The organism is Streptomyces sp. NPDC050759 (genome assembly GCF_044456945.1).
Taxonomy (GTDB): domain Bacteria; phylum Actinomycetota; class Actinomycetes; order Streptomycetales; family Streptomycetaceae; genus Streptomyces.
Map to the genome: position 1 here is coordinate 433,818 of NZ_JBITGI010000006.1, position 16,087 is coordinate 449,904.

Genomic DNA, 16,087 nt, shown 5'->3' on the forward strand with positions numbered 1-16,087 from the left:
GTCGAGTGAACCAGCCGTGTGCAACCACTCCGTGCGGCCACCCGCCCCTCAGAACCTTCCCGCAAGCCCGATCCAACCGCTCGTCCGCCGGCGGGGCAGGGATCAGTCCCGGCCAGGCAGCGCTCGGTCGAGGATCGCCTCCATGTCCGCCGCGTCGGGCAGAGTGCCGAAGGCGTGCCCCCAGTCGCCACCGAGTCGGGTCGCGCAGAAAGCGTCGGAGACCGCGGACGGGGCGTGCCGGACGAGGAGGGAGGCCTGGAGGGTGAGGGCCATGTGCTCCACCAGCCGGCGGGCGCCCGCCTCGGACGTCGTGGCCAACAGGTCCTTGAGCCGGGCGACGGCCGCGTCCAGGCGGGCGTCCGCCCCCTGGGCCAGGGCGAGTTCGCCGAACAGCGCCTGAGCGGTGTCCGGCGCACGGTGCAACGCCCGCAGGACGTCGAGGGCGTTGACGTTCCCGGACCCCTCCCAGATCGACAGCAGGGGTGCCTCCCGGTAGTGCCGGGGCATGCCCGAGTCCTCCACGTAACCGTTGCCGCCCAGGCATTCCAGGGCCTCCGCGGTGAAGGCCGGGCCCCGCTTGGTGACCCAGTACTTGCCGACGGCGGTGGCGATACGGCGGAACGCCTGCTCGCCGGCGTCCCCGCGCACCGCCCGGTCGGCGGCGCCCGCGAGCCGTAGCGTGAGGGCGGTGGCGGCCTCGGACTCCAGCGCCAGATCGGCCAGCACATTGCGCATCAGCGGCTGGTCCACCAGCCGGGCGCCGAACGCGCTGCGATGCCGGGCATGGTGTCCCGCCTCGACGAGCGTCCTGCGCATCAGGGTCGCCGACATCATCACGCAGTCCAGCCGCGTGCAGTTGACCATCTCGATGATCGTCTTGACGCCCTGTCCCTCGGGACCGACCAGCCACGCGACCGTCCCGTCGAACTCGGGCTCGGAGGAGGCGTTCGACCGGTTGCCGAGCTTGTCCTTGAGGCGCTGGATGCGGAAGGCGTTGCGGCTGCCGTCCGGGAGGACGCGCGGGACGAGGAAGCACGACAGCCCACCGGGCGCCTGCGCCAGCACCAGGAACACGTCGCACATCGGCGCCGACGTGAACCACTTGTGCCCGCGCAGCGTGTACACGCCCGACTCCGCGGTGGGCGTCGCCGCCGTGGTGTTCGTGCGGACGTCGGAGCCGCCCTGCTTCTCGGTCATCCCCATGCCGGCGAGCAGACCGCGCTTCTCGGCCGGCACCCTGAGCTCCGGCTCGTACGCGCGGCCGGTCAGCAGCGGCTCGTAGACCTTTGCCAGCTCCGGCTCCTTGCGCAGCGCCGGGATCGCCGCGTACGTCATCGACGTGGGACAGCCGTGGCCCGCGTCCGTGTGCCCCCACACCAACCCGCCCGCCGTACGCGCGACATGGGCACCGGGCCGGTCCTCGGACCACGGGGTGCCGGCCAGGCCCTCGGCGACCGCGGTCCTCATCAGGTGATGCCAGCTCGGGTGGAAGTCGACCTCGTCGACGCGGTTGCCGTACCGGTCGTGCGTGCGCAGTACCGGCTCGTGCCGGTTGGCCTGATCCGCCCACTCCTGGGCCTCGGCGCTCCCGGCCCGCAGACCGAGCCGCCGGATGCCCTCCTCGGCCCAGCCGGCGCCCTCACGGCGCAGCCCTTCCAGCAGGACGGGATCGTCGGAGGCGTCGTACGGAGCCAGCGGAGGCGGCTGATTGGTGACGGCGTGGGTGGCGGCCTGTTCGGGCGCGGAGAGGGAGACCATGCGGTCTATGTTGCGCTTATCCCGCGGCTGTAGCAATAGTGCAACAAGAAGTACAGTACGTGACCATGCGCAGGAACGTGTCGGAGCAGCTCGGTGAGGTCGACCTGCGGCCGTTGTCCGCGCGCTCGGTCGTCCTGAGCCTGCTGCTCGGCGCGCATCCCCCGGAGATGCCCGTGAAGGACCTGCTCCGCGCGGTGGAGCCGTTCGGGGTGGGCGGCTCCACGCTGCGTGCCGCCCTCAGCCGGATGGTGAGCGCCGGTGACCTGCGGCGCGCCGACACCGTCTACGGCCTCAGCGACCGGCTGCTCGCCCGGCAGCGCCGTCAGGACGACTCGGTGCACCCGCGCACGCGCGCGTGGAGCGGCGACTGGGAAATGGTCGTGATCACGGCGACGGGCCGCGGACCGGCCGAACGAGCCGAGCTGCGCACGCGGCTGACCGCGCTCCGGCTCGCCGAACTCCGAGAGGGCGTCTGGCTGCGCCCCGCCAACCTGCTCCGATCGCTTCCGGACGACCTCAGCGCGGTCGCCCAGCGCTACACGGCCCGCCCCGGTCGCCCAGGGCCGGAGCTGGCCGCCGAGCTGTGGTCCCTCGGCGACTGGGCGGCCCGGTCCCGGGCACTGCTCACCCACGTCGCCCGCGCGGACCGGCCCGCGGACCGGCTCACCGGCTTCGCGGCCGTCGTACGGCATCTGCTGACCGACCCGGTGCTGCCGCCCGAGCTCCTGCCGCCCGACTGGCCGGGCGCGGAACTGCGCTCCGCGTACGCGGCCTACCAAGGGGAGCTGGCGGACACCGTGCCCCAGAGCCGGCTCCGCACATGACAAGGCGGCCGTGCGAAGCGCCGTGCGGGGACGCTTCGTACGGCCGCCTTCACCTAGCGAGCTGCTACTTGTAGGTGATGTCGGACGTCGCGTACTTGCAGTAAGTACTGTCCGGCCCCGAGCCGTTCGTGGTCGGCTCCTTGCCCGTGTTGTTCCCGATGTACTTCTGGCACGGGACGATCTTCTTGCTGGAGTCGCCGACGATCGTGATCTTCTTCAGGGTCGCGCTGTCGCCGTAGTTGGTGTTGATGCCGACGAGCTTGTTGCCCGAGTAGGTCGCCTCGATGGTGTTGAGGTTGATCGTCCGCTTGTACTGCGTCGAGCAGTTGCCGCAGGACCGCACGAAGGTGCCGAAGTTCTGCACCGCGAAGTTGGAGATGTTGAGCGTCCCGGCGCCGTTGAACTGGAACACCTTGTCGCTCGCCGACTTCGCGCCACCGCCGGAGACGGTGTACACGTTCGACGACGAGGAGCCGCGGAAGGTCGCCGCGTCCTCGCCGACGTCCTCCCACCACACGTTCTGCAGCGTGCAGCTGCCCGCGCAGTGGATGCCGTCGGCGGCGGGAGCCCCGATGATGACGTTCTTCAGGACGGTCCCGGCGGCCAGGTTCAGGATCGGCCCCTGGTCCTCGTCCTGGCTGTCGCTGCCCAGGTCGCCCGTGCCGTACAGGCGCTTCATACCGTAGTCCTTGGTGCCGGACAGCTCGATGGTCGAGGAGACCGCCTGGCTGCCGTTCGCCGTCGGCCAGGTGGCGGCGCTGGCCGTCGGCGCGTTGAGTGTCATGATCATGCCAACCGAGAGGCCGAGTGCGGCCATGGCTCCGGTCAGCGCGCGGGTACGCGCGCGTGGACGTGCCGAAGAAGTCATGTCCCGATTCCTTCTTCCGTGTCGGGGGGTGGACGGGTTGGGGGTGGTCAGATCTTTCCGGCGCCCGCGCCGCCCGTCACCGAGGTGACGACGGAGGAGGCGGGCTCGGCGGTGTAGCCGTACGGAGCAGTGGTGAAGGTGCCGACCCGGGACACCTCGGTGGCGGCTCCACCGAGGTCGTTGCCGCGCAGGTTGGCGTAGCCGTCCACGTCACTGTTCCGGTTCGTGGTGACAGCGACTCCGGTGCTCCGGAAGACGTTGTTCTCCACGAGCATCTGGGCGCCCATGCGCGAGTGAACCGCGGTCTCGGCGCCGACGACGTAGTTGTCGTAGAAGTGCCCGGTACCGAAGCGCAGACTCGGGATGCGCGAGTTGACGTTGTTGAACCAGTTGTGGTGGTACGTCACCTTCAAGTGGCCGGTGTCCTCGCTCGCGTTGTTGTCGCTGTGGCCGACGAGCGAGCCCTTGAAGTGGTCCTTGAAGGTGTTCCAGGACACCGTGACGTTGTCGGAGCCGTGGTTGATGTCCAACAGACCGTCGTAGTAGTCCTTGTCGTGATCACGGTCCGCCGAGAAGGAGTTGTGGTCGATCCACACCTTCGTCGAGGCCTGCACCTCGATGCCGTCGGCGGGCGCGAGGGGCTTGCTGATGTTCAGGTTGCGGACGACGACGTTCGTGACCTTCTTCAGCCGCAGCCCGCCGCCGGTGAACCCGGAGGACGAACCGACACCCAGCACCGTGGTGTTGGAGCCGACGTCGACCGTGCCGCTCAGCGAGATCAGGCCGTTGACCTTGACGACCTTCGCCGTGCTGCCGGTGACGGCCGTCTTGAAGGCGCTCAGCGTGGAGACGGTGACCGCGGAGGCGCTGCCGCCGCCGGTCGTTCCGGCGCCGAAACCGATGGGGGAGGTCTCGGCGGCCCCGGCCGGCTGCGGGACGGCCAGGGCGGCCGCCGTCGCGAGCGCGGCCGCACCGGCGGCCAGAGCGGATCTTTGCGCGTGTGTACGTGGGGGGCGAGTACGCATGCGGGTGCGTCCCTTCCGTGGTGCCTGCATGGTGCCTGGTCGGTCATGTACGTGAAAACGGTTCGCCATGTTGAACGACGTGCGCAGTGCAGAGCGGCCATGTAAGGCCCTGGGGAGACGGGCCGGTCACATCGCTGAACGGAACGTAGAGGGTAAGCGCTTTCTGGTCAACGCTTTGCGCAGAAGACATTCGGCCGTCCCAGGTGGGGGAGGGGTGGCAGGGGTGAGCGAATTCTTTCGACGTGTGGGAGCGCTTCCATGGCAGCCATGTGCATGCCACGATGCTCGCCGGACGCTTCCCTTCCGAGAGATTTCCGAGGACTTCCGAGAGGGGCGAGTCGGTGGTGACTCCACCATGCGTACGTTCATCAGCGGCCTGGTGCTCACTTTTGTTCGCGCTGGGACCCGCTGCCCTCCGCCACGGCGAAACTCGGACGAACTCCTCCCGCTGATCGTTCCGATACCGCTGACCGAAAGGGGCAAGGACGTGTCCATCACCCCCAGGAGACCGCTGAGGTCGGTGCTGCCGGCCCTGCTGCTGTTACTCGCGGCGGTGCTCTTCGCCGCACCCACGGCCTCGGCCCGAACCGAGGCGGTACCCACCGCGACCCTCACCGAGGTGACCGACTTCGGCACGAACCCGAGCAATCTCCAGATGTACCTGTACGTGCCGGACAACGTCACCGCGCACCCCGCGGTGGTCGTGGCCGTGCACTACTGCACCGGCTCCGGACCGGCCATGTACAACGGCACCGAGTGGGCCCGACTGGCCGACACCTACGGCTTTGTCGTGCTCTACCCCTCGGTCACCCGGTCCAGCAAGTGCTTCGACGTGTCCTCGCCGCAGGCACTGAAACGGGGCGGCGGCAGCGACCCCGTCGGCATCAAGTCGATGATCGACTGGACGGTGCGCACCTACTCCGCCGACACCAGCAGGATCTACGCCACCGGCATCTCCTCCGGCGCGATGATGACGAACGTCCTGCTCGGCGACTACCCGGACTTGTTCGCGGCGGGCGCCGCCTTCTCCGGCGTCCCCTTCGGCTGCTTCGCGACGACCGACGGCTCGGAGTGGAACAGCGCCTGCTCGGGCGGCACGATCACCCACACCCCGCAGGAGTGGGGCGACCTGGTCCGCGCCGCCTACCCCGGCTACACCGGCACCCGGCCGCGCATGCAGGTGTGGCACGGCACCGAGGACGACGTGCTGCGCTACCCCAACTTCGGGGAGGAGATCAAGCAGTGGACGAACGTCCTCGGCGTCAGCCAGACGCCGGCCGCCACCGACTCGCCGGTCTCCGGCTGGACCCGCACGCGCTACGGCGCCACCGGTGACCGGGCCCCCGTCGAGGCGATCAGCCTCCAGGGCGTCGGCCACAACCTCTACGCCAACGGCATGGCCGCCCGCGCCCTCACCTTCTTCGGCCTCGACAGCTCGGGCCCGGCCCCCCAGCCCCAGCCGGGTGCCTGCAAGGTGACGGCCACGACCAACGCCTGGAACACGGGCCTGACGGCGTCTTTGACGATCACCAACACCGGCACCACCGCGATCAACAACTGGCAGCTGGCCTTCACCCTCCCCACCGGCCAGACCATCACCAACGGCTGGGGCGCCACGTACACCCCGTCCTCCGGCACGGTGACGGCGACGAACGCGACGTACAACGGGACGATCGCGCCGAACGCGAGCGTCAGCATCGGATACCAGGCGACTCACGGCGGGAACAGTGCGGCGCCGGGTGGCTTCACGCTCAACGGGACGGCTTGTACGGCGAGTTGAGCACTGACCGGCCATCGCGGTCCTCCGGCGGGACGCCGGCACAGTGTGCCGGCGTCCCGCCGGGAGCGCGGCAGACCCCGCTCGTCAGACCGACCGGTGGTACTGCTCCGGAACGTGCACCTCTCCGCCCAGTTCCCGCGCGGCGTGCCGCGCCCAGGACGGGTTCCGCAGCAGTTCGCGGCCCAGCAGCACCGCGTCCGCCTCGCCGTTGGCCAGGAGCTTCTCCGCTTGCTCGACATCCGTGATGAGGCCGACCGCGGCGACCGGGAGGGTGGTTTCCGCCTTGACACGGGCGGCGAAGGGGACCTGGTAGCCGGGGCCGACCGGGATGCGGACGCCCGAGGCGTTGCCGCCGGTGGAGACGTCCAGGAGGTCGATGCCGTGGGCCTGGAGGTCCTGGGCGAAGCGGACGGTGTCGTCCGGGGTCCAGCCGCCCTCCTCCAGCCAGTCGGTCGCGGAGATGCGGAAGAAGAGGGGCTTGTCGTCGGGCCACACCTCGCGTACCGCGTCGACGACCTCCAGCGCGAAGCGGGTGCGGTTCTCGTAGGAGCCGCCGTACTCGTCGGTGCGGTGATTGCTGTGCGGGGAGAGGAAGTTGCCGATCAGATAGCCGTGGGCGCCGTGGATCTCGGCGACTTCGAAACCTGCGGCGAGGGCGCGACGGGCCGCGTCCGCGAACTGGCGCACCACCTCTGCGATGTGATCAGCCGTCAGCTCCGTCGGTACCGGGTGCTTCGCGTCGTACGCCAGTGCGCTGGGGCCCAGCGGCTGCCATCCCCGCGCGTCCGGAGCGAGCGGCGCGCCGCCCTTCCACGGCTGGTCGGTGGACGCCTTGCGTCCCGCATGGGCGAGCTGGATTCCCGGGACCGTGCCCTGCGAGACCAGGAAGCGGGTGATGCGGCGGAACGCCTCGACCTGGGTGTCGTTCCAGATGCCGAGGTCGTAGGGGGAGATACGGCCCTCGGGGCTGACGCCGGTGGCCTCGACGATGATCAGGCCGGTGCCGCCGGCCGCGCGCGCCGCGTAGTGCGCGAAGTGCCAGTCGTTCGGGGCGCCGGTCTCGGGACCGTCAGGAGCGGCCGAGTACTGGCACATCGGCGGCATCCACACCCGGTTCGGGATCGTCACGTCGCGGAGGGTGCAGGGCTCGAAGAGTGCGCTCACGGCGGGCTCCATTCATCAAGACCGGTAGTGGGTGGACTCGTACGATAGGCATCGTAGTACGTCGAATGTCAAACTACGAAAGGTCTCATACAATGGCATTCCCGAGGGCCGGCCGCCTAGGCCGCAGAACCCCCGGGAACCTGAAGAAGTGGAGCCGCCGTGACCTCCCCCGTCGTCAGCAGTCGTGCCCTCCCGCACCCCGAGCGCGGCGAGATCCGGCTGGAGGGCATCCTGCACGCCCTCTCCGACCCGATGCGTCTGCAGATCGTGCGAGAGCTCGCCGCCGTGAGCGACGAGCTCTCCTGTTCGCACTTCGATCTGCCCGTCACCAAGTCGACGACCACCCACCACTTCCGGGTGCTGCGCGAGAGCGGAGTGATCCGCCAGGTCTACCGGGGCACGGCCAAGATGAACGGCCTGCGCCGGGACGACCTAGACGACCTCTTCCCGGGACTTCTCGACGCCCTCCTCGGCGCCGCCGCCCGCCAGGCCGTCCGGCTCGGGAGCGGCTGAACCGGCCTTCGCGGGCAGGTGGTTGAAGAGCAGGTTCAGCACGATCGCCGTCAGGCAGCCCGCGCTGATGCCGCTGTTCATCACCGTCTGGAACCAGTCGGGGAACTTCGCGTAGATCGTCGGCACGCCCACCGGCAACACGCCCATGGCCACCGACACGGCCACCACTGTCAGGTTGTTGTTGCCCTTGAAGTCCACCTGGGTGAGAGTCCGCAGGCCGCTCGCCGCGACCGTCCCGAACATCACCAGGCCCGCCCCGCCCAGCACCGGAGCCGGTACGGCCGCGACCACGGCGCCCAGCTTGGGCAGCAGGCCGAGCAGGACCAGGATGCCGCCGGCCGTGGCGACGACCCAGCGGCTGCGCACCCGGGTCATGCCGACCAGACCGACGTTCTGGGCGTACGCCGTGTACGGGAAGGTGTTGAAGACACCGCCGAGCACGGTCGACAGGCCGTCGGCCCGCAGGCCGTCCGCCAGGGAGCGCGGCTCGATCCCGCGGTCCGTCATCTCGCCCACCGCGATCAGGTCACCGGTCGTCTCGGTCATCGTCACCAGGGCCACGACCAGCATCGACACGATCGCCGAGAACTCGAAGGTCGGCGCCCCGAAGTGGAAGGGCGTGCTGATCCCGACCCAGTCCGCGTCACCCACCCCGTCGAAGTCCGTGAACCCGAAGGGGACGGCCACCGCCAGGCCGACCCCGATGCCGATCAGTACCGCGATCCGGCTCAGGAACGCCGGCGCGAACCGCTGCACGCCCAGCACCACCACCAGGACGAACGCGGCGAGCGCGATGTTCTTCGGGGCGCCGAAGTCGGCCGATCCGACGCCGCCCGCGACCCAGTTGCCGGCGACCGGCAACAGCGAGATGCCGATGATCAGGATCACCGTGCCCGTGACCAGCGGCGGGAAGAAGCGGAGCAACCTGCCGAAGACGGGTGCGAGCAGCACGATCGCGAGGCCCGCGACGATCACCGAGCCGTAGATCGCCGAGAGTCCGCCGCCCGTCGTGCCGATCAGGACCATCGGTGACACGGCCGCGAAGGTGCAGCCCTGCATGATCGGGAGCCGTACGCCGAAGCGCCAGAAGCCGATGCACTGGATGAGCGTGGCGATACCGCACACCAGGAGGTCGGCGGTGATCAGATACGCCAGATCCGCGGGCGACAGCTTCATCGCGCCGCCGACGATCAGGGGGACGGCCACGGCGCCCGCGTACATCGCGAGGACGTGCTGGAGGCCGAAGGCGGCGAGCTGCCGTACCGGGGGTACTTCGTCTACGGGGTGCACAGGGGTGGTTTGAGCCATGTCCGAGACCGTAAGCGTGTTGAACAGTTTGTTGATGTCGGGGGTGTTGCCGGTTCGTTGCCCGGTGCGGGCCGGGGGGTGCCCCCGCCCCTAAGAGGCACTTCCGTGTACCGCGTTCATGAGGGACTGCCAGTCCGGGAGCTTCACCACGCCCCGGCCCAGGGACGCACCGAGCTCCGCCTCCGCTCGCTCGATCGCGCACCAGCCCGCCCACTCCACCGGTTCGGCGCCCGCTGCCCGCAGTGCGTCCAGTGGGTCCTCGGGCAGATCTTTGTGTACGAGCGTGCGGGCGTCCTCGAGCAACGAGGTCACCGTCTCCTTGGCGTCCGGGCGGTTGGTGCCGATCACGCCGGTCGGGCCGCGCTTGATCCAGCCGGCCACGTACTCTCCCGGGACGGCGGAAGAGCCGTGCACGACACGCCCGTCGACGTTGGGTACCGTGCCGCTCTCCGCGTCGAACGGCAGTCCCTCCACGGGCATGCCCCGATAGCCCACCGAGCGCAGCACCAACTGGGCCTCGATCTCCTCGAATTCACCGGTGCCGCGTACGCCGCCGCGCCCGTCCGGCACCGTCCTCTCGAAGCGGACCGCGCCCACGCGGCCGCCGTCGGCGAGGAGTTCGACGGGACGCAGGAAGAAGCGCAGCGAGATCCTGCGGGAGGCCGGCCGTGACTCCGCGGCCGCCCAGCCCCGCAGCACCTCCACGTTCCGGCGCTGCGGCGCCGACAGGGCAGAGGGGTCCAGGTACGCCGGATCCAGCGCCAACTCCGCTGCGTCTACGACCACTTCGGTGTCCGGCAGTGCACCCAGCTCGCGCAGCTCCTTGGTGGTGAAGCGGGCCTGCGAAGGTCCCCGCCGACCCACCATGTGGACCTCCGCCACCCGGCTGGCGGCCAGCGCGGTGAGCGCCGGATGCGGCATGTCGGTCGGGCTGAGCTCCGTCACCCCGCGGGCCAGCATCCGCGTCACGTCGACCGCGACGTTCCCCACCCCGATGACCACCGCCGACCGGGCGCCGACCACGAAACCGTCGGCAGCGGAGTCGGGATGCGCGCTGTACCAGGACACGAACTCCGTCGCCGACCAGCTGCCCGGCAGATCCTCGCCCGGGATCCCCAGATGCCGGTCGGTCGCGGCGCCCACGCAGTACACGACGGCGTGGTACAGCTCGCGCAGCCGCGCGGCCGGCACTCCGCCCGGGCCGATCTCGATACCGCCGAGGAACCGCACCCGCTCGTGCTCCAGCACCGTCCGCAGGTTGTTCTGGAGCGATTTGATCTTCTCGTGGTCCGGTGCCACGCCGTAGCGCACCAGGCCGTACGGGCACGGCAGCCGGTCCAGGACGTCGACGAGCACGTCGGGATCCTGCTGGACGAGGCTCTGGGCGGTGTAGCACCCGCTGGGCCCGGAGCCGACAACGGCGACACGCATGCTTCCAGGATGGCACCGCCACCGCTCCGCTGACAGGGTGCCGCGCGGGACACGCGTACGCCTGTCAGTTCGTACGGAATGTGATCATTCGGTCACTTTACGTGCATGGTGCCCAGGGGGACACGCTCGTGGTGGTGGTCGCAGCCGGCGCTGTGGAGTGACGCGTGCCGGTGCCGCTGGGCAACTGGTCAGCCGCGGTGATGTGCCCGACCGGGCACGGCCGCCGCACGTCGCTCCGGCTCATCTCCCAGGCACGCGACGCGGGCTTTCTGGCGCCACGTCATACAAGGCGGTGAATAGGCGACTTCATCGAATCAACCCGTTCAGAGCATGTCCCGCATCCGGTTGATCTCGCTCGTCTGCTGGGCGACCACGTCGTCGGCCATCTCCTCGATCCGGATGTTGTTGCCCTGCCCCTTCACGTCCGTCGCCATGGTGATCGCACCCTGGTGGTGAGTGATCATCAGCGTGAGGAAGAGCTCGTCGAACGCCTTCCCCTTCGCGGCGCGCAGCTTCTTCACCTGGGCCTCGGTCGCCATGCCGGGCATCGCGGCGTGCATGTGGTCGTCGCTCTTCTCGGGCTGATCGTGCTCCTTCAGCCAGGCCCGCATCGCGGCGATCTCCGGCCCCTGAGCGGCCGAGATGCGCTCGGCGAGCGCCTTGAGCCTCGCCGACTCGGCGCGGTCGGGGGCCAGTTCGGTCAGTTCCAGCGCCTGGGCGTGGTGCTCGATCATCATCCGCGCGTACGAGACGTCCGCCGAGTTGGGAGTGTCGTCGTCGGCCCGCTGCTCCTGCGCGTCCTGGGCGGACAGCGTGCGGTTCGCCTCGCCCGGCTTGCCCGGCGCGAGCACCGAAGGCCCGGTTCCCGACGCCGACTTGGGATCCGCGTCTGAGTCGCAGCCCCCGAGGGCCAGGGCCGCCACGGCGGCCAGGGTCGCCGTCAGCAGGGGCGCACGGCGGAAAAGCACAGTGGCCGCCCATGGTCCCTTCATTACAGGTTCGTTGCCCTCTGTTGATCTGTGCATGGTGAAGACGATACTGCGGTGACGCGTGAACCGTTCCACATGAACGGCACAGGGAGGAAAACAGTGATCCTGTTGCAAGAGTCCCGAACCCGGCGCAGACGCCTGGGAGTTGCCGCGGCCGCCGCGGGTCTGCTGGCCGCGCTGCTGACCGCGGGCCCGGCCGTCGCGACCCCCGACCCCGGGGACGGCCCGGCGGCGAGCAAGGGAGTGTCCAAGAGCACCGAGGCCGAGGTGAAGGCGGCGATCGCCGACGGCGAGATACCCGGCCAGGACGAGATCGTGCACTCCGACAACATCGAACACCTCGTCAACGTCCCCAAGGACGCACTGCCCGGCACCAATTCGGACCTGGCCTTCCAGGGCAGGTACGCCTTCTCCGGGAACTACGACGGCTTCCGCATCTTCGACATCAGCAACCCGAAGGCGCCCAAGACCGTCGCCCAGGTGCTGTGCCCCGGATCGCAGAACGACATCTCCGTCTCCGGGAACCTGCTGTTCCTGTCCACCGACTCCTCACGCAGCGACAGCAGTTGCAGCAGCACCACCCAGCCCGCGACCGAGAAGTCGTCGTGGGAGGGCATGAAGGTCTTCGACATCAGCGACAAGAGCAACCCGAAGTACGTCGCCGCCGTGGAGACCGCCTGCGGCTCGCACACCCACACGCTGGTGCCCGAGCGCAGGAACGTCTACCTCTACGTCTCCTCGTACTCGCCGAGCGCGACCTACCCCGACTGCCAGCCACCGCACGACGGCATCTCCGTCATCAAGGTGCCGCGGAACGCCCCCGAGAAGGCGGCGGTCGTCAACTTCCCGGTGCTCTTCCCCGGCGAGGGCCCCGACGGCGGCGGCAACCCGGGCGCGCCCACCAACCCGGGCGTCTCCAAGACCACCGGCTGCCACGACATCACGGTGCTCCCGGACAAGGACCTGGCGGCGGGTGCCTGCATGGGTGACGGCATCCTCTTCTCCATCAGGGACCCTGAGCACCCGAAGGTCATCGACCGGGTGCAGGACAACGTCAACTTCGCGTTCTGGCACTCGGCCACCTTCAACCAGAAGGCGAACAAGGTCGTCTTCACCGACGAACTGGGCGGCGGCGGTGCGGCCACCTGCAACGCGGCGACCGGCCCGAACCGCGGCGCCGACGGCATCTACGACATCGTTGGCAAGGGCGACCAGCGCAAGCTCGCCTTCCGCAGCTACTACAAGATCCCCCGCCACCAGGCCGACACCGAGAACTGCGTGGCCCACAACGGCTCCCTGATCCCGGTCAAGGGCAAGGACATCATGGTCCAGGCCTGGTACCAGGGCGGTGTCTCCGTCTGGGACTTCACCGACTCCTCGAAGCCCAAGGAGATCGCGTACTTCGAGCGCGGCCCGCTGACCACCGGCGCGCTCACGGTGGGCGGCTCCTGGTCGGCGTACTACTACAACGGCTACATCTACTCCAACGACATCGCCAAGGGCTTCGATGTCCTGAAGCTCAGCGACCGGCGCACGGATCCCGCCAAGAAGGTGCGGCTCGGCGAGCTCAACGTCCAGACGCAGCCGGACTACTTCGACTGATCCCCGGCCTCCGGGCCCGTCTCGAAGAAACGCGACAGATCCTTGTCGTACGTCCCGCCGGGTGCCTCGGTGCCCGGCGGGACGCCCTGCTCCCAGTCCAGCCGGTAGCGCGCGAACAGCTCGGCGCGCAGGGTCGTGATCGGCAACGGGACGTTCGGCAGGACCATCGCGTAGACCGCGCCCATGAGTTGTGAGCGCAGCATCGGGTAGTCGCTCTCGACAGTCTGTGAACCGTGCCGTTCCATCGTGTCCCGCAGCAGCTCGGCGAGGCGCTGCTGCTCCGGGCACTGCACGAAGCCCTCGGTGTCCAGCAGGCCCGCCATGTGCTGGCGCATCAGCACGGTCCGGTCCCGGGCCAGGCCCAGGACCGCGTCGATGGCCCGGGCCATCCGCTCCCGCCCGTCCTCGGTGCGCGGCTCGCGCTCCAGCGCCTCCTCCAGCGTGCGGTGCATGAGCCGGTGCACGGCGGACTGCACGAGTTGGCGCTTGCCGGGGAAGTAGTACGACACCAGGCCGCGTGCCGAACCGGCCCGGTCCGCGATGTCCCCGAGGGTCGTGGCCTCGTAACCGCGCTCGGAGACCAGCTCGAGTGCCGCCTGCAGGAGCCGCTCCCGGGAACGACGGCGCAACTCTTCGTTGACCGAGGCGCTGCGCGGGGACATGCTGTAACTCCTGCGTTGACTGGCTCTCAGCCAACTATACTCAAATGCGTCCGGACCGGCCCGTGAAAGGCCTGGTCGGGGCTGCCGCCTGCTCTGGGCGACGCGGGGGATCGTCCAGAGTGGGCGGGTATACGACCCGATGGTGTCCTCAGGCGACCACCTCGGCGGGGTGACCACCCGGTTTTCGGCCACCTTTCTGGAGTCGATTCCGGGTGTCGACGCCGCGTGCCGATCCGGGTCTCAGCCCACCAGGTCGAGGACCGGCCGCAGCCCGTCGGGCCGCTGCGCCGCCGGCAGATGATCCACGAAGTGCACCCCGCAGCCCAGGGCCGCCGCACCGCCGTCCGCCCGCCGGTCGTCGCCGACCATCAGGACGTGCCGGGGCTCGGCCCCTAGCGCCGTGCAGGCGGTCTTGAACAGCCGGGGGTCCGGCTTCTGGACGCCGTGTTCGTACGACAGCACATACACGTCGACGTACGGATCGAGCCCGTGCGCGCGGAAGACGGGCCGCAGGTCCCAGCCGATGTTGCTCACCACGCCCACCCCGATCCCGCGCTTCTTCAGCGCACGCAGGACCTCCGCGGCGTCGGGATAGGGCCGCCAGGCGGCGGGGGACATGTGCCGGTCGTACAACGCGTCGTGCAGGGCGGGATCCGGCAGCGGGACCAGTCGCGAGAGCCCGGTGTACGCGGCCCGGTGCAGCTCGGCACTCTCGTCCCGGATCCCCCACACGGCGGCGACCTCGTCCGGCATCGGCGCCCGGGGCGCCATCCCGCCGGGCAACGCCCCCACCCTCTCCAGCTCCAGCGCGGCCCGCGTCAACTCGGCCTCGGTGAGGGCAAGTCCCGCCTCGTCGAGAGCAGCCCTCAACCAGGACTCGGTGGACTCGATCCGGAAGAGGGTTCCCGAGAAGTCGAACAGAACGGCGGTCATACGGTGATCTTACGGGCCTGCGTTCCACTCGACGGGGAGCTCACTCCCGCAGAACACGCAGACGAAATCCCCCTCGCGTACGATCGACCGTTCCCCACACTGCTCGCAGCGCCGGAACACCACCGCGTGCGTGAACCGGCCGGGGTGCTCGACGCCGGCCCGGTCGAGCGCGCGCCCGACCGCCTGCCACGAATCGAGGTCCGGGCAGTAGCCCGTGGAGTGGTTGGTGACCTCGTGGACCGCCCAGCGGCCGGCGGCCCGGGCGAAGCCCATCTCGCCGGCGGACGACACATCCGCGCCGCCCGCGCAGGCCACGTGCTCACTCCGGCGGGGCGCGAGCCGCAGGAGGCCGTCGAGGGCGACGACGAAGGTGAAGGGCTCCGAGGTCTCGGCCGGCCCGCGCCCGGACAGCCAAGCGTCGAGGTCGGCGGTGGAACGGATGATCCGGCCCTCGCTGTCCGGCCGTACCGTCGAGCGCAGCTCGGGCGGGCCCACATAGCCGTAGACCCGGCTCGGGCCGTCGTTCACGGCCGGAACCGCTGGTGGACCAACACCGCCAGCGTCACCAGCATCGCGCCCAGGAGCCAGCCGCCGAGCACGTCGGAGGGCCAGTGGACGCCGAGCCAGATACGCGTCAGGCCGACGCCGGCCACGGAGATCACGGCGAGAGACAGGGCCGTGAACCACAGGGCGCGGCCGACGCCGTAGTGGCGGAGGAGCCACAGGAGGAGACCGCAGACGACCGTGGCCGTCAGGGCGTGGCCCGACGGGTAGGCCGCGAAGTGCGCGGTGTCGACGGGGTCGGGCCAGACGGGGCGCGGGCGGCCGACCGCGGCCTTCACGATCTGCTGGAGCAGTGTGCCCAGCGCACATGTGGCCGCCAGCCATACGGCGGTCCACCGGGCGTTGCGCCGCCACACCAGCCACATCACGGCGATCGCAGCCAGGATGCGCATCGCCCAGGGGTCCCAGACCCAGTCCGTGAGAATGCGGAAGGCGTGGGTGACCCCCGGCTCGTCGACCGCCCAGCGGTGGGTGGTGTCGGCGATGTCGCCGTCCACGGTGAGCAACGGATGCCACTTGACCGCGACCAGGACGAGCAGCAGCACCGAGCACAGGGCGAGGACACCGGTCGCGCGGGCGGCGGTCCGGTGCTCCGTGGGGCGGGGCGGGGAGTCGACGGACGGCGTGCGCATACTGCGATCCTCGCCGACCGGTGCGCCTTGAGGC

General features: G+C 69.9%; 15 protein-coding genes and 1 pseudogene. 5 read left to right on the forward strand and 11 right to left on the reverse strand.

What is annotated here, in order from left to right:
• Positions 1 to 102 precede the first annotated feature (102 nt).
• On the reverse strand, positions 103 to 1,758 hold the full coding sequence (locus ACIBJB_RS21285) for an acyl-CoA dehydrogenase family protein (RefSeq protein ID WP_398932647.1): 1,656 nt from the start codon (positions 1,756 to 1,758) through the stop codon (positions 103 to 105).
• Between the two features lie 65 nt (positions 1,759 to 1,823).
• Between ACIBJB_RS21285 and ACIBJB_RS21290 the strand changes: the two genes are divergently transcribed.
• Positions 1,824 to 2,582 (forward strand): PaaX family transcriptional regulator C-terminal domain-containing protein, encoded by a 759-nt coding sequence (locus ACIBJB_RS21290; RefSeq protein ID WP_398932648.1) that lies wholly within the window; start codon positions 1,824 to 1,826, stop codon positions 2,580 to 2,582.
• Between the two features lie 64 nt (positions 2,583 to 2,646).
• Here the strand turns inward: ACIBJB_RS21290 and ACIBJB_RS21295 are convergent, their stop codons facing one another.
• Both ACIBJB_RS21295 and ACIBJB_RS21300 read right to left on the reverse strand, forming a co-directional pair.
• The gene (locus ACIBJB_RS21295; RefSeq protein ID WP_398932649.1) at positions 2,647 to 3,450 is read right to left on the reverse strand and encodes a pectate lyase; all 804 of its coding nucleotides are present in this window, start codon (positions 3,448 to 3,450) and stop codon (positions 2,647 to 2,649) included.
• 47 nt (positions 3,451 to 3,497) lie between these two features.
• A complete protein-coding gene (locus tag ACIBJB_RS21300) occupies positions 3,498 to 4,475 on the reverse strand; it encodes a polysaccharide lyase family 1 protein (RefSeq protein WP_398932651.1) in 978 nt (325 codons plus the stop codon).
• 487 nt (positions 4,476 to 4,962) lie between these two features.
• On the opposite strand from ACIBJB_RS21300, the gene ACIBJB_RS21305 reads away from it, so the two are divergent.
• Positions 4,963 to 6,255 (forward strand): PHB depolymerase family esterase, encoded by a 1,293-nt coding sequence (locus ACIBJB_RS21305; RefSeq protein WP_398932652.1) that lies wholly within the window; start codon positions 4,963 to 4,965, stop codon positions 6,253 to 6,255.
• Positions 6,256 to 6,339: 84 nt separating this feature from the next.
• Here the strand turns inward: ACIBJB_RS21305 and ACIBJB_RS21310 are convergent, their stop codons facing one another.
• The gene (locus ACIBJB_RS21310; protein WP_398932653.1) at positions 6,340 to 7,419 is read right to left on the reverse strand and encodes an NADH:flavin oxidoreductase/NADH oxidase; all 1,080 of its coding nucleotides are present in this window, start codon (positions 7,417 to 7,419) and stop codon (positions 6,340 to 6,342) included.
• Between the two features lie 159 nt (positions 7,420 to 7,578).
• On the opposite strand from ACIBJB_RS21310, the gene ACIBJB_RS21315 reads away from it, so the two are divergent.
• A complete protein-coding gene (locus ACIBJB_RS21315; RefSeq protein ID WP_398932654.1) occupies positions 7,579 to 7,932 on the forward strand; it encodes an ArsR/SmtB family transcription factor in 354 nt (117 codons plus the stop codon).
• Here the strand turns inward: ACIBJB_RS21315 and ACIBJB_RS21320 are convergent.
• Complete coding sequence (locus ACIBJB_RS21320; RefSeq protein WP_398932655.1) at positions 7,852 to 9,240, reverse strand: nucleobase:cation symporter-2 family protein; 1,389 nt, start codon at positions 9,238 to 9,240, stop codon at positions 7,852 to 7,854. The genes ACIBJB_RS21315 and ACIBJB_RS21320 overlap by 81 nt on opposite strands.
• A 90-nt stretch (positions 9,241 to 9,330) precedes the next feature.
• Complete coding sequence (locus ACIBJB_RS21325) at positions 9,331 to 10,671, reverse strand: FAD-dependent oxidoreductase (protein ID WP_398932656.1); 1,341 nt, start codon at positions 10,669 to 10,671, stop codon at positions 9,331 to 9,333.
• Positions 10,672 to 10,865: 194 nt separating this feature from the next.
• Here ACIBJB_RS21325 and ACIBJB_RS21330 point away from each other — a divergent pair.
• A pseudogene (locus tag ACIBJB_RS21330) lies at positions 10,866 to 10,967 on the forward strand (DUF6214 family protein); the annotation flags it as partial.
• 27 nt (positions 10,968 to 10,994) lie between these two features.
• Here the strand turns inward: ACIBJB_RS21330 and ACIBJB_RS21335 are convergent.
• The gene (locus ACIBJB_RS21335) at positions 10,995 to 11,663 is read right to left on the reverse strand and encodes a DUF305 domain-containing protein (RefSeq protein ID WP_398932657.1); all 669 of its coding nucleotides are present in this window, start codon (positions 11,661 to 11,663) and stop codon (positions 10,995 to 10,997) included.
• Between the two features lie 96 nt (positions 11,664 to 11,759).
• Here ACIBJB_RS21335 and ACIBJB_RS21340 point away from each other — a divergent pair, with 96 nt between their 5' ends.
• On the forward strand, positions 11,760 to 13,262 hold the full coding sequence (locus ACIBJB_RS21340; RefSeq protein ID WP_398932658.1) for an LVIVD repeat-containing protein: 1,503 nt from the start codon (positions 11,760 to 11,762) through the stop codon (positions 13,260 to 13,262).
• Here ACIBJB_RS21340 and ACIBJB_RS21345 read toward each other — a convergent pair.
• The 4 genes from ACIBJB_RS21345 to ACIBJB_RS21360 all read right to left on the reverse strand — a co-directional run bounded on the left by ACIBJB_RS21345 (position 13,250) and on the right by ACIBJB_RS21360 (position 16,053).
• On the reverse strand, positions 13,250 to 13,924 hold the full coding sequence (locus tag ACIBJB_RS21345; RefSeq protein ID WP_398932659.1) for a TetR/AcrR family transcriptional regulator: 675 nt from the start codon (positions 13,922 to 13,924) through the stop codon (positions 13,250 to 13,252). The two genes, ACIBJB_RS21340 and ACIBJB_RS21345, sit on opposite strands and share 13 nt — an antisense overlap.
• 240 nt (positions 13,925 to 14,164) lie before the next feature.
• A complete protein-coding gene (locus tag ACIBJB_RS21350; RefSeq protein ID WP_398932660.1) occupies positions 14,165 to 14,857 on the reverse strand; it encodes an HAD family hydrolase in 693 nt (230 codons plus the stop codon).
• 9 nt (positions 14,858 to 14,866) lie between these two features.
• On the reverse strand, positions 14,867 to 15,385 hold the full coding sequence (locus ACIBJB_RS21355) for a hypothetical protein (protein ID WP_398932661.1): 519 nt from the start codon (positions 15,383 to 15,385) through the stop codon (positions 14,867 to 14,869).
• Positions 15,382 to 16,053, reverse strand: coding sequence for a phosphatase PAP2 family protein (locus ACIBJB_RS21360; RefSeq protein WP_398932662.1), 672 nt, complete (start codon positions 16,051 to 16,053; stop codon positions 15,382 to 15,384). Before ACIBJB_RS21360 ends, ACIBJB_RS21355 begins: the two co-directional genes overlap by 4 nt.
• Between the last annotated feature and the right edge of the window lie 34 nt (positions 16,054 to 16,087).